We start from the raw sequence: 12,881 nt of genomic DNA on the forward strand, positions 1-12,881 counted from the left end.
GAATACGAACCGTGACCGCCCGCATCCTGGTAGCCGACGACGATCCCAAGCACGCCCAGCTGATCCGCCTGTACCTGGAACGCGAGGGCCATCAGGTGCTGACCGTGGGTAACGGCCGCGCGGCTCTGGAGCAGACCCGGGCCCGGCGTCCGGACCTGCTGGTGCTGGACTGGATGATGCCCGAGGTCGACGGTCTCGACGTGTGCCGGATCCTGCGCGCCGACTCCGACCGGGGCCTCGCGAACGTGGCGATCCTGCTGGTCACCGCCCGCTCCGGGGAGAGCGACATGCTGCTCGGACTCGACATCGGCGCTGACGACTACCTGGCCAAACCGGTCAGCCCCCGGGAGTTGACCGCCCGGATCCGGGCCCTGCTGCGCCGCACCCGCGGCAACGAGGCCTCCGAGGTGCTGCGGGTCGGCGACATCGAGGTCGACGCACCCCGGTTCGAGGTCCGGGTGGGCGGATCCCCGGTCCGGCTCACCGCCAAGGAGTTCGGCATCCTGGAACTGCTCGCCCGCGAACCAGGCCGGGTCTTCACCCGCGGGCAGATCCTGGACAAGACGTTCGGTTTCGAGAACGAGGTGTCCGAGCGGACCGTCGACGCGCACGTGGTCAACCTGCGCCGCAAGATCGAGATCAACCCCGCCGAGCCGCGGTACGTGCAGACCGTCTACGGCCGTGGCTACCGGATGGCCGAACAGTGAGTTTCCGGCTGCGGATCTTCCTGCTCGTGCTGGTCGTGACCGGCACCGCGATCGGGGCGACCGCCTGGCTCACCCTCAGCCTCACCCGGCACGAACTGACCCGCGCCGAACAGGCTCGCGACCGCCACCAGGCCGACATCGTCGCAGCGGTCCAGACCTTCGGGCTACTCAACGGCCGGTGGAACGGCATCGACTCGGTGACCGCCGTGCAGGCCGAGAAGACCGGCCTGCACATCCGGATCGTCACCCGCGAATCCGACGAGGTACTGGCCGACTCCGACACCATCGACGGCCGTGCCGCCGGGCCGGTCCAGCTGCTGCCCGCCGACATCGACGCCAAACCCGTCCTGGACCAGGAGACCGTCTTCGCGGCGCACCAGCGCGGCACCGTCCTCGCCCGGCGCAACCCCGATGCCACGCCGCAGGCCGAGGCCTTCCGCAAGACCGGACTGCAAGGCCGGTTCCCTGTGCGCAGCCGGCCCGACCTGCCGGCCGGCCTGTTCGACGTCACCCCGACCGGCGACGACCCGGCCTACCGGGCACTGCTGCAACTCACCCAGTACCGGGCCGCACTCGCCTCGGTGCGGTGCATGGCCGACAAGAGCACCGTCGCACCGTCGCTGATACTGAGCCGGTCGCCGTATCTGGACAGCGAACGCCGCGCCGCGCAACCCGGCTGCGTGCAGTCCACCGTCGAACGGATTCTGTCCGACGACTCCTGGCTCGACGAGGTCTGGTACGAGATCGCCGGATGCGACCAGGCCTACGAGGCGTACGGCGAGTGTCTCGACAGCGGGTTCAGCCGGGCGGCGGTGACCACGTCCGCGATCCCGGTGCGGGTCTTCTTCGGGGCCCGCCAGGACACCGAACTCGCCCCGTTGCAACGGCCCGCCCTGTTCGGGGCCGCCGGCCTGCTGCTCGTCGCCGCCATCGGCACCGCCTGGATCGCCCGCCGGGTCAGCCGCCCGGTCCGGCTGCTCACCGGCGCCAGCCTGCAACTGGCCGCCGGCCGTCTCGACGTGCGGGTGCCCACCAGGGGCGAGGACGAACTGGCCCGCCTCTCCGGCGCGTTCAACGCGATGGCCGAGGCACTGCAGCGCAGCGAGGAACGCCAGCGGCGACTGGTCGCCGACGTCGCCCACGAACTGCGCACCCCGCTGTCCAACCTGCGCGGATACCTGGAGGGCCTGGCCGACGGGGTGATCGAACCGACCCCCGAACTGTTCGCCTCCCTGCACGAGGAGACCCTGCTGCAGCGGCGGATCCTGGAGGACCTGCAGGTCCTGGCCCAGGCCGAAGCCGGCGAACTGGGATACGACCCGGTACCGCTCGACCTGTCCGAACTCGCCGCCACCACCGCCACCGCGCACCGCGCCGTCGCCGCGGCCGCCGGGATCGACGTGGTGGTCGACGCGCCCGCGCCCGTCGAGGTGTACGCCGACCCGGACCGGATACGGCAGGTCCTCGGCAACCTGATGAGCAACGCCATCCGCTACACCGACGCCGGCGGCCGCGTCGAACTGCGCGTCACCCGCGACGGCCCGGACGCGGTCCTCACCGTCCGGGACACCGGCGTCGGCATGAATGCCGAGGAGGTGTCCCGGGTCTTCGACCGGTTCTGGCGCGCCGACCTGTCCCGGCAGCGGGCCACCGGCGGCTCCGGGCTGGGCCTGACGATCGCCCGCCGGATCATCGCCGACCAGGGCGGCAGCCTGGACGCGGAGAGCACCGCGGGGGTGGGGACGACCTTCACCGCCCGGCTACCGATGATCACCAGACCGCCGGGACAGCCATTCCAGTAGCCTTCCGTGCGTCCCGCGAGAGAAGGAAGATCGCGAATGTTCCGAAACAGGCTGCTTGTCCCGTTAGCTGCCGTCCTGGTGGTCCTGGCCGTGGCCGGTGGCCTCGTCCTGACCGGTGTCCTGCCCCCGCTGACCGCCGAGGCCCGCAAGGCCTGGCGGCTGGAGAACGCCCTCGACGACATCGCCGAGACCGCCCCGGACTTCTCGGTGGCGATCCTCGACAAGGCGAACCTCAAGGATTTCGCCTACCGCGGCTCGGACCGGTTCGAGACCGCCAGCGCCGTCAAACTGTCGGTCCTGGCCTGCGTCCTGCTGCACGCCCAGGACCAGAACCGAGCCCTGACCGAGCAGGAACGAACCCGCGCCGACCGGATGATCCGGGCCAGCGACAACGACGCCACCACGGCACTGTTCGGCAGCATCGGCTCGGCCGCCGGGCTGACCGCGTGCGATCAGCGCCTCGGGATGACGGAGACCACCGTCGACAGCGAGTGGGGCCGGACCACGACCACCGCCGACGACCAGATCCGGCTGCTCGGCAACCTGGTCAGCGACACCAGCGAACTCACCGTCGCCCGCCGTCAGTACGCCTTCGACCTGATGGCGAACGTGAACGCCGACCAGGTCTGGGGTGTTCCGTCCGCCGCCCGCGACGGCGAGGACGCCCCGGTCAAGAACGGCTGGGACAGCCGCAGCGACGACGGCGGCCGCTGGATCGTCAACACCCTCGGCCGCCTCGTCTCCGACGACCGGTCCACCAACGTCTCGGTCGTCGTGCTCTCGCACGGCAACACCAGCAAACAGGCCGGGATCGCCCTGGTCGAGAAGGTCGTCGCCGCTACCCGCGAAAACCTCACGTACTGAGCAGGGCGGCGATCTCCAGCGCCGCCCGCCGCGGGTCGCCACCCCACTGGGAACCGAACGCGTCCACCAGCCGCCAGCCGGCCCGGTGCAGGGCGGACTGCCGGGCCAGATGGGCGTCCGGGCCGTCCGGGTGGACCCCGCACAGCACACCGGCCGCCGACTCCGGCGGGCCCACACACAGGTCGAGCCGCCACGAACCGACCGGGTAACCCGGCCGGACCGGCACCTCCAGGCGGTTCAGTTCGGTGGCCAGCCGGGCCGCCCAGCCGGTCGGGGCCGCCTGCGTCGGCAGCGCCCGGTCCGGCGGCTCGGTGGCGTATCCCAGGAAATCGGCGAGCAACCCGGCCGGGGCGGTTCCCAGAGCACTGAGCACCACCAGCCGCTGCCGGGCCCGGGTGATCATCACGTTGAACAGTTGCGGGTCGGTGACGAAACGCCGGCGGCCGGCCGGGTCACCGTCGGTGAGGGCCAGCGACACCACCACCGCGTCGGCCTCGCTGCCCTGGAACGCGTGCACCGTGCCGACCCGCAGCCCCAGCTCCTCGATCCGTTCCACCCGGAACGCCGCGACCAGGGCCTTCTCCAGGGCGTCGGCCTGTGCCCGGAACGGCGTCAGCACACCGATGCTGCGGAACCCGGCCGCGGCCAGTTTCTCCACCGCCGCGACCGCCGCCGGAACCTCGTCCCCGGTCACCGGCACCACGTCGATCGCGTCCGCCGCGTCGGCCGCCGGAGTCCGCGTCATGATCGAGATCCGGCCGTCGTAGAACCGCCGGGCCGAGAACCCGATCAGATGCGGCACGCTGCGGAAATGCTCGTTCAGCCAGGTCACCGGGGCGGCCGAGGCGGCCAGGTCGAAGGTGCTGACCCGCCGGACGTCGAGGCGGTCGTCGGCGCCGTGCCGGCCCAGGATCTCGCTGACCCCGGCGTCACTGACGAACGATACGAACCGCAGTTGCCGCGGATCCCCGACGATCAGCGCCCGTTTCGCCCGGGCCAGCACCGGAGCCGCCCGTACCTGATCGACGTGCGACGCCTCGTCGATCACCACCAGATCGAACAGACCCGGCGCTGCGGGCAGCAGATCCTCCACGTCGGCGACCGTGCCGATCCACAGCGGCAGCGCCCGCACCAGCGGCGGCGCATCCAGCCGCGCCAGCAGTTCCCGCCGCCGATTCCGCCCGGCCCGTAACGCCGTGGCCAGGGCGGACGCGGCTCGCCGTCCGTCACCGTCCCACCGTTTCGCACTGCGCGCCGCATGCCGCACCGCGGTCCCGGCCGCCTCCCGCAGCGCCGCCTCCGCCGCGTGCAGGCGCTCCCACCGGGCCGTGAGGTCTCCACCGCTGTCCGGCCCGGACGCGAGATCCCGGCCGGTCACCGCTAGCCGCGCGGCCGCCCGCTGAGCGCGGGCCGCGGCCAGAGCCATCGACACCCGTTCCGCTGGTACGCCAGGAGAGACGCGCAGAATCCGCAACGCCCGCTTCCGGGCGGATTCGGCCCGTCGCCGCCCCCACCAGCCGGTGCCGGCCGGCGTCTCCAGCAGACGTGACATCCCGGCCGGGTCCACGTCGTCGTCGAAGGCGCCCGGCACATCGGCGGCGAGCGCGGCCAGCAGCGGTGCGAACTCCGCCAGCCCGGCTGCCGACTGTTCGGTGCGGAGAACCTCGGTGCAGGCGGCACGCTCCCCACGTACCAGCGCAAGGGTGTGATCGACCGCCTGCCGGTCGGCGCGCAACTGCCGTGACCCGATGCCCTCCTCGGCGCCCGACGCCAGCGCGGTGGCCAGGTCGTCGCGGCTACCGGTGTCGCCGAACAGCACCGGCCGCGGACCCGGATAGCGGGCCAGCAACCCGGCCAGCACCTCGGCGGCGTGCGGCGACTGGGTCGCCACCAGCACCGAACCGCCCCGCGCCACCACCTCCAGGGCGGCCGCGACCACGGTGTGGCTCTTGCCGTTGCCGGGCGGCCCGGACACCACCGTGACCGGTGCGGTCCGCACCCGCGCCACCACCCGCTCCTGCGCCGCGCTCAACGGCAACGGCGACACCACCGGCGCGTCCCGGGCCGGGTCCCGCGCCGGCTCGGACCCGGGCTGCTCGCCGGGGCCGTAGACCGCGGCCAGAGCCGTTCCGGACAGATCCCGGCCCGCCCAGGTCAGCAGCGAGTCCCGCAATCCGCCGCCGAAGACGTCCCGGACCACGAACAGGCCGGCCTTCGCGACCAGGACCAGACGGTCCTTCGGCAGGCGCGCGGTCGTCTCGGTGACCGCGTCGAACGGCAACCCGGTCGCCTCGGCCACCGACGTCAGCCAGGCCCGGCTGCCGATCGCCGCCAGCCAGCCGGCGGTGGCCAGACCCGGCGCGGACTCCAGAGCGGCGGCCAACTCCCGGTCACCGACCAGCGGGGTGATCTCCACGTCCCCGGCCGGCACCACCCGGTAGCCGGTCAGGGCCCGTTCCAGCCGCACCGGCTGACTCAGCAACGGCGCCCGGACCTTGCGCGAGGTCCCGTCGACGTCCGTCTGCCCGGCCAGGAAACCCCAGCTCCGGTGCAGGATCCGTTCCTCGCGGTGCAGCGTGTCCAAGGCTGCCAGCCGGTCCGACTCGGCCCGGCGCGGAACCTTCTCCGCGTCGGTGAGCCAGACCAGCGGCTGCCCGCCCCGGGTCACGTCCAGGCCACGGTCGCCGGTGCCGGCCGGGGCCAGATCGGCGAGGACCGCGAGGACGTCCGACGGATGCACCGGTCAGTGCGGGCCGACGGCCGTCACGGTGATGGCGGCGGCACCCAGCTCGTCGGAGGCGGCCAGGTCGACGGTCGCCTCGATACCCCAGTCGTGGTCGCCGTTCGGGTCCTCGAACACCTGCCGGACCGTCCACATCGTGGCGCCCTGGTCGATGTGCAGGAACGCCGGACCGCGCGCGGACGGGCCGGTGCCCAGCGTGACGTACTCCGCGAAGTACTCCTGGATCGCCTTCTGCCAGCGCTCCGACGTCCAGCCGGCCTCCGCATCCAACTCGCCGAGCAGGTCCCAGCGGCGCAGCGCGGCCAGCTCCGCCCGGCGGAACATCGCGTTGCGGACCAGCACCCGGAATGCCCGCGCGTTGCGGGTGACCGCCGGCGGCTTGTCGTCGATCCGGACCTCGGGGGCCTCGTCACCGGTCGGGTTCTGCAGGCGCGCCCACTCGTCGAGCAGACTGGAGTCGACCTGCCGGACCAGCTCACCGAGCCACTCGATCAGGTCGGTCAGCTCCTCGGTGCGGGCGTCCTCCGGCACCGTCTGGCGCAACGCCCGGTAAGCGTCGGCCAGGTAGCGCAGCACCAGCCCCTCGGACCGGGACAGGCCGTAGAACGACACGTACTCGGTGAACGTCATGGCCCGCTCGTACATGTCGCGGACCACCGACTTCGGCTTCAGCTCGTAGTCGGCCACCCACGGCTGCCCGCGACGGTACGTCTCGTACGCCGCGTCCAGCATCTCCTTCAACGGCTGCGGCCAGGTCACGTCCTCCAGCAGGCGCATCCGGTCCTCGTACTCGACGCCCTCGGACTTCATCGCGTTGACCGCCTCGCCGCGCGCCTTCTTGCGCTGCTCGGAGACGATCTGGCGGGGGTCCTCCAAGGTCGACTCGATCACCGAGACGACGTCCAGGGGGTACTCCGGTGCCTCTTTGTCGAGCAGTTCCAGGCAGGCCAGGGCGAACGGTGACAGCGCCTGGTTCAAGGCGAAGTCCAACTGCAGATCTTCGACCAGCTTGTACGGGCCGGCCTCGCTCTTCACGATGACCCCACCGGCGATCAGGGCCCGTGCGATCCCGACCGCCCGCCGGATGTGCCGGCGCTGCGCCGGGCGTTCCTCGTGGTTCTCGGTGAGCAGATGCTTCATCGCCGTGAACGGGTCACCGCCACGGTTCATCACGTTCAGCAGCATCGCGTGGCTGACCTGGAACGACGAGGTCAACGGCTCCGGATCGGCGTCCACCAGCCGGTCGTAGGTGGGCTTGCCCCAGCCGACCTGGCCCTCCGGCGGCTTCTTGCGCACCACCTTGCGCCGCTTCTTCGGATCGTCGCCGGCCTTCGCCATCGCCCGCTCGTTGTCGATCACGTGCTCCGGAGCCTGCACGATCACCGTGCCGATGGTGTCGTACCCGGCCCGCCCGGCCCGGCCCGCGATCTGATGGAACTCGCGGGCCTTCAACAGGCGCGTCTTCACACCGTCGTACTTCGACAGGCCGGTGAACAGCACCGTGCGGATCGGCACGTTGATGCCGACGCCGAGGGTGTCGGTGCCGCAGATGACCTTCAGCAGACCGGCCTGCGCGAGAGTCTCCACCAGCCGGCGGTACTTCGGCAGCATGCCCGCGTGGTGCACCCCGATCCCGTGCCGGACCAGCCGCGACAGGGTGCGCCCGAAACCGGCGGTGAACCGGAAGTTGCCGATCGCGGCGCCGATCGCGTCCTTCTCGGCCCGCGTGCACATGTTGATGCTCATCAGCGACTGGGCCCGCTCCAGCGCCGCGATCTGGGTGAAGTGCACGATGTAGACCGGCGACTGCCGGGTCTCCAGCAGATCCTCGATCGTCTCGTGCAGGGGTGTCACCGCGTACTCGAAGATCAGCGGGACCGGGCGCTCGGCGTTCGCCACCACCGCGGTCGGCCGGCCGGTCCGGGCCGTCAGGTCGTCCTTGAACCGGGACGTCTCGCCGAGGGTCGCCGACATCAGGATGAACTGCGCCTGTGGCAACTCGATCAGCGGCACCTGCCAGGCCCAGCCCCGGTCCGGTTCGGCGTAGAAGTGGAACTCGTCCATCACCACCTGGCCGACGTCGGCGTCCGAGCCCTCCCGCAACGCCAGGTTCGCCAGGATCTCCGCGGTGCAGCAGATGATCGGGGCGTCCGCGTTCACGTTCGCGTCACCGGTCAGCATGCCCACGTTCTGGGCGCCGAACACCGCGCACAGGGCGAAGAACTTCTCGCTCACCAGCGCCTTGATCGGCGCGGTGTAGAAGGTGGTGCGGTCACTGGCCAGCGCTGCGAAGTGCGCGCCGGTGGCCACCAGACTCTTACCCGAACCGGTCGGGGTGTTCAGGATGACGTTCGCGCCGGTCGCGATCTCGATCAGCGCCTCCTCCTGATGCGGGTACAGGGTCAGGCCCTGCTCCTCGACCCACGATTGAAAGGCGTCGAAGACGGCGTCAGGTTCGGCGGAGCCCGGGAGGCGATCGGTCAGCGTCATGATCTGACAAGTGTGTCAGCTCGCCCGGAACGCGGCGTACAGGGGACCGGCGATCCCACCGGCCAGAGTCACCAGAGCGGCCAGCACGGCGACACCCGCGACGATACGTGCTCTCATGGCCGTCACTCTGGCCCCGCTCGGTTGCGGTACCGGTTGCGATCGGGTTGTAGCGCGCGGTGGTTAGGGTCACTGCGTGGGATCACCTGTGCCGGCGCCGATCTCCGACGGCGACCGCGAGCGAGTGTCCGAGCTGTTGCAGCAGGCGTGCGGCGACGGGCGGATCACCCTGGAGGAATTCAGCGTACGAGTCGGCGCCGTCTGGTCCGCCTCGACCGACCTCGAACTGGCCCGGGCCACCGACGGGCTCGCCCCGACCCCCGTCGTCGGCGCCGCCCGCACCGTCGAGAAGGTCGTCACCGTCCTCAGCCAGCGTAAACGGCGCGGCCGATGGCGGTTGCAGTCCGGCCGGCTCGGCGTCTTCACCCTGCTCGGCTCCACCCACCTCGACCTGCGGGACGTGATCACCGGCGAGGACGTCATCGAGATCGAGGGCGACTGCTGGTTCGGTGAGTTCACCGTCATCGTCCCCGAGGGTGTCGAGGTCGAACTGACCGGAACCAGCGCCCTCAGCTCCGAGGAGCTGCGGCTCGCCGCCGTCCCGCGACTTCCCGGCACCCCGGTCGTCCGGGTCCGCGTCAACGCCTGGTTCAGCAGTGTCGAAGTCCGCTCCAAAGGCCCCGGCAACAACACCGTCCGGGACTGGCTCTCCGACAACCTGGGCCTGTGAACCGGCCTACCCGGTGGTGAAGCGGCGGTGGCGGATCCGGTCGACGGCGGCCTTGGTGCCCAGTTCCGGTCGATCGCCGGGGTTGTCGAGGTAGTGCCGCAGCGTCTCGTGGACCAGCGTCGGGTCGGTGAGCAGCCAGGTGTCGGTGACCACGAACCCCGGTAGCAGCGGGTGCACCGACCGCAAGCCCTTCGGAAGGTAGTGCCGGATCCGGTCCTCGTCGCCGGGTTCCACGTCGACGAGGATGGCGCGTTCGTGACCGGATTCGATCGCGTCGACGGTGACGATCGAGGTCCAGGGGGAGTACTGCACGAACGTCAGGCCCCGATGGTGCAGACCGTCCGGTGTCAGCGTGAGACGGCCCGGCGCCAGATAGACCATGAACGCGACCGAGACCGTCACCACCAGGCAGAAGACCAGGATCACCGCGGCGAACACGGCCCGGCCGATGCCGTTGTCGAAGGACATCAGCGCGAACGAGGCCAAGCCCAGAACGGCCAGGGCGATCGGGGCCACATACCAGTAGTAGCCCCACTTGGCGTAACCGAAGCCCGTACCGGAACTGTCGGTCTCCGGCATCGCCGGGCCGCGCCGCAGCGGGACCCAGCGCAGATAGACGGCGTAGCCGATCAGATGGCCGAAGAGTGCCGCGAACAGCAGGCACATGCCGGTCTCCGCCGCCGGCGCCCGTCCGAAACCCTGCACGGCGAAGACCGCACTGGCCACGGTGAGCAGGGTCATCACGGCGATGAACGGCAGGATCCAGCGCGGTGGGTAACGCGGGCCCCAGAGCGGCCCGGCGGTCACACCATGAGCGATCTGGGAAGACTGACTCGACATCTCCGGCTCCGTCCGCCGATCGACTGCGGCTGCTGAGGGGTACGCACGTCGATGAACGGCGGTTCGAAAGGGGAGGTGCCAGGTTAGCACCGCACCGCCCCGTTCCCGTTGCGGGCACGAGCCCGGCCGGGGGAACCGGCCGGGCTCGTGGTGTCCTGTCTCGGGGCTGCGGGTCAGATCAGCCAGCGGTTCTTCTGAACGATCGGGAGTGAGGCCCACCAGCGGCCCAGACCCCAGGTGTGACCGGCGTAGGTGAGGGCCAGGACGGTGGCGCCGATGCCGTAGACGACGTGGTAGTCGACGAGCGGGTTGCTCGACCGGGTCGCCTCGCCACCGGCGGTCTGCTGGGCGGGCGGCCACTCGGCCAGCCACATGAAAGCCATCATCAGGGCGGCGGCACCGGCGGCGATCCGCAGGCCGATACCCAGGATCAGCGCGACACCGACACCGAGCAGGCCCAGCATGAACATCCAGTCGGCCCAGGGCGCGCCGGCGATGCCGCGGAAGACATCCTGGAACGGCCCGACCTCGACTCCCGACAGGAAGCCCTTGGTCGGCGAACCGCCGTTGATCCAGGAGCGCTCGGCCGCGGTCGAGTAGCCGAGACCCAACAGCTTGTCCAGGAAGGCCCAGAGGAAGACGAACCCGGTGGCGATCCGGAGCACCGCCAGCAGCCGGGCGGCGGGGTGGGTGAGGATCGATCCGGGTGTTGCGGCCTTCTCGGTTTCCTCGAGCTGCACGACGTTGTGGCGAGTGGTGGTGGCCATCTGGTCCTCCTCGGACGATGTCTTCACCCATGACTCTCCGCCGGTCCGGCCGGGACCACCCGTGCCGTACAGCCTCCGAAGGTCCCGTCCGGGGCCCGCCCGTTTCGGGACCTTCGGCGGTCAGTACACCTCGGCGGGCTCGCGGACCGGTGCCGGGATGACCACGACCGGGCAGGTGGCCCGGCGGATGCAGGACTCGCTGACCGAGCCGAGCACGGTGTGGAGGACCCGGCTGCGGCCGTGACTGCCGAGAACCAGCATGTCCGCGCCGGCGGCCACCGTGGTCAGTGCCTCGGCCGGGTTGCCCTCGATCACCTCGGCCGAGACCGGCAGGCCCGGGGTGCGGTCCGCCAGTACGGCCCGGACCTGTTCCAGGACCACCCGCTCGGCCTGTTCCTCCTCCTCGCCGGGGGTCTCCGCGGCGATCGGGCCGTACTCCATGCCGTCCCACGACCAGGCGATCACCGCGCGGACGGAACCGCCCCGGGCCGCGGCCTCGTCGGCCGCCCATTCCAGGGCGCGGCGGCCCTCCTCCGAGCCGTCGACGCCCACCACGATCACGTGTCCGGTGCTCAAGACCGCCTCCTCGGGGTTCGTACTGCCTGAACCGGGGTTGCCCAGCCTGCACCGTTCTACGCGGTTTCGGCGTGCCGGTCTTCTTGATACCTCGATCGGGTGCGTTCGGTGGGGATAGGTGGGACACAGGTGACGCATGTGGTGATCACAGGGGTGATCGGTAGTCATTCCGAAGGTCGATGAGAAGTGCGATCCGCCGGTGTGTCGAAACGAATCTTTCGGGCATCACCTGTTGATCATTGCGGTGAGTGACGAAGATGTCACACAGGGGGGTGGTGCTGATGGTGGTCCTGCTGGTGGCGACCTTGGGACTGATCGTCGCCGCGGCGCTGGCCTTCTGGCCGGTCCGGGACGCCGGTCGCGACCGGACCGTGGGCGAGGCGGAGCTACCGCACGTCGAGCCGTGGGTGCCGGGCAGCCTGGAAGGCGTCCTCGCCACCCAGTTGATCGCCGGGACGATCACCCGGGTGCAGTACCTGCGCGCCCTCGAGCAGATCGCCGCCCGGGACGAGCAGCGCGCGCCCTTCTCCCTGCCACGAGACGACGCGCCCGGTAGCCGGCCCTGAACCCGCCTCGCTCCGCCTCGGCGCCGGGAGTACGGCACGTCACTTTGCCGGAGTGCGCCACTCCGCCGTCGCGCCGGGTACAAAGGCGGGAGACGACGGGGAGGGTTGATGGCGGAGATCGTTCTGATCCGGCACGGGCAGACCGAGTGGAGTGCCAACGGGCGGCATACCTCGTACACCGACCTGCCCTTGACCTCGGAGGGGGAACGCCAGGCGCGGGCCGTCGGTGAGCGGATCGCCGGCCGGGAGTTCGCCGCCGTCCTCGCCAGCCCCCGGCAGCGGGCCCGGCACACCGCCGATCTCGCCGGGCTGACCGTGACCGAGGTGACCGAAGACCTCGCCGAATGGAACTACGGCGACTACGAGGGCGTCACCACCCGGGAGATCCGCGACGGGCGGCCCGGCTGGTCGCTCTGGACCGACGGCTGCCCCGGCGGAGAGAGCCCCGAGCAGGCCGGTGCCCGCCTCGACCGCGTGCTGGCCCGGGCCCGCACCCTGCTGAACGGCGGCGACGTCGCCCTGGTCGCGCACGGGCACTGCCTGCGGGTGGCCGGTGCCCGATGGATCGGACTGCCACCGTCCGCCGGGGGTTCGCTGCGACTCGACACGGCGACACTCTCGGTGCTGGGCTTCGAACACGACGTCGACCCGGTGCTCGCCACCTGGAACGCGGGCGGCTGACCGCCCTGGTCAGAGCTGGTTTCGTCCATGCCGGGGTCTGACAACGAACACACAGGAT

The 12,881-nt window shown here is 71.1% G+C and carries 11 protein-coding genes; 6 read left to right on the forward strand and 5 right to left on the reverse strand.

The window, feature by feature from the left end:
* Nucleotides 1-2 precede the first annotated feature (2 nt).
* Genes BLU81_RS01835 through BLU81_RS01845 form a run of 3 tightly spaced genes read left to right on the forward strand, consistent with a single transcriptional unit; the run spans nt 3 to nt 3,373 of the window.
* Entirely contained in the window at nt 3-707 is a 705-nt protein-coding gene (locus tag BLU81_RS01835) for a response regulator transcription factor (RefSeq protein WP_197686366.1), read from the forward strand.
* The gene (locus tag BLU81_RS01840) at nt 704-2,509 is read left to right on the forward strand and encodes a sensor histidine kinase (protein ID WP_092541007.1); all 1,806 of its coding nucleotides are present in this window, start codon (nt 704-706) and stop codon (nt 2,507-2,509) included. The genes BLU81_RS01835 and BLU81_RS01840 overlap by 4 nt, the downstream gene beginning before the upstream one ends.
* Nucleotides 2,510-2,545: 36 nt before the next feature.
* Nucleotides 2,546-3,373: a serine hydrolase gene (locus BLU81_RS01845; RefSeq protein ID WP_092541009.1), complete on the forward strand. Its 828-nt coding sequence runs from the start codon at nt 2,546-2,548 to the stop codon at nt 3,371-3,373.
* Here the strand turns inward: BLU81_RS01845 and BLU81_RS01850 are convergent.
* Together BLU81_RS01850 and BLU81_RS01855 are read right to left on the reverse strand one after the other, a co-directional pair.
* Nucleotides 3,363-6,113, reverse strand: a complete 2,751-nt coding sequence (locus tag BLU81_RS01850) for an AAA domain-containing protein (RefSeq protein ID WP_092541011.1) — start codon at nt 6,111-6,113, stop codon at nt 3,363-3,365. The two genes, BLU81_RS01845 and BLU81_RS01850, sit on opposite strands and share 11 nt — an antisense overlap.
* A gap of 3 nt (nt 6,114-6,116) precedes the next feature.
* A complete protein-coding gene (locus BLU81_RS01855) occupies nt 6,117-8,606 on the reverse strand; it encodes a DEAD/DEAH box helicase (RefSeq protein WP_092541013.1) in 2,490 nt (829 codons plus the stop codon).
* 193 nt (nt 8,607-8,799) lie between these two features.
* Here BLU81_RS01855 and BLU81_RS01860 point away from each other — a divergent pair, with 193 nt between their 5' ends.
* Nucleotides 8,800-9,393, forward strand: coding sequence for a DUF1707 SHOCT-like domain-containing protein (locus BLU81_RS01860; RefSeq protein WP_231954014.1), 594 nt, complete (start codon nt 8,800-8,802; stop codon nt 9,391-9,393).
* A 6-nt stretch (nt 9,394-9,399) separates the two neighbouring features.
* Here the strand turns inward: BLU81_RS01860 and BLU81_RS01865 are convergent, their stop codons facing one another.
* From BLU81_RS01865 to BLU81_RS01875, 3 genes are all read right to left on the reverse strand, one after another.
* Nucleotides 9,400-10,233: a hypothetical protein gene (locus BLU81_RS01865; protein WP_092541017.1), complete on the reverse strand. Its 834-nt coding sequence runs from the start codon at nt 10,231-10,233 to the stop codon at nt 9,400-9,402.
* Between the two features lie 173 nt (nt 10,234-10,406).
* A complete protein-coding gene (locus BLU81_RS01870) occupies nt 10,407-11,000 on the reverse strand; it encodes a DoxX family membrane protein (RefSeq protein ID WP_092556467.1) in 594 nt (197 codons plus the stop codon).
* A 120-nt stretch (nt 11,001-11,120) separates the two neighbouring features.
* Complete coding sequence (locus BLU81_RS01875) at nt 11,121-11,576, reverse strand: universal stress protein (RefSeq protein ID WP_092541019.1); 456 nt, start codon at nt 11,574-11,576, stop codon at nt 11,121-11,123.
* A gap of 257 nt (nt 11,577-11,833) precedes the next feature.
* Between BLU81_RS01875 and BLU81_RS01880 the strand changes: the two genes are divergently transcribed.
* Nucleotides 11,834-12,142 (forward strand): hypothetical protein, encoded by a 309-nt coding sequence (locus BLU81_RS01880; RefSeq protein WP_157751085.1) that lies wholly within the window; start codon nt 11,834-11,836, stop codon nt 12,140-12,142.
* A gap of 108 nt (nt 12,143-12,250) precedes the next feature.
* Nucleotides 12,251-12,823 carry a histidine phosphatase family protein gene (locus BLU81_RS01885; protein ID WP_092541023.1) on the forward strand — a complete coding sequence of 191 codons (573 nt, stop codon included), beginning with the start codon at nt 12,251-12,253 and terminating at the stop codon, nt 12,821-12,823.
* The last annotated feature ends 58 nt before the right edge of the window (nt 12,824-12,881 follow it).

It is taken from the genome of Actinoplanes derwentensis, from assembly GCF_900104725.1.
In the GTDB taxonomy this organism is placed as follows: Bacteria; Actinomycetota; Actinomycetes; order Mycobacteriales; family Micromonosporaceae; genus Actinoplanes; species Actinoplanes derwentensis.

Coding starts and splice junctions, on each gene's coding strand:
- BLU81_RS01845 (WP_092541009.1), top strand. CDS start 2,546: ATGTTCCGAAACAGGCTGCTTGTCCCGTTAGCTGCCGTCCTGGTGGTC.
- BLU81_RS01855 (WP_092541013.1), bottom strand. CDS start 8,606: ATGACGCTGACCGATCGCCTCCCGGGCTCCGCCGAACCTGACGCCGTC.
- BLU81_RS01865 (WP_092541017.1), bottom strand. CDS start 10,233: ATGTCGAGTCAGTCTTCCCAGATCGCTCATGGTGTGACCGCCGGGCCG.
- BLU81_RS01870 (WP_092556467.1), bottom strand. CDS start 11,000: ATGGCCACCACCACTCGCCACAACGTCGTGCAGCTCGAGGAAACCGAG.
- BLU81_RS01880 (WP_157751085.1), top strand. CDS start 11,834: ATGTCACACAGGGGGGTGGTGCTGATGGTGGTCCTGCTGGTGGCGACC.
- BLU81_RS01885 (WP_092541023.1), top strand. CDS start 12,251: ATGGCGGAGATCGTTCTGATCCGGCACGGGCAGACCGAGTGGAGTGCC.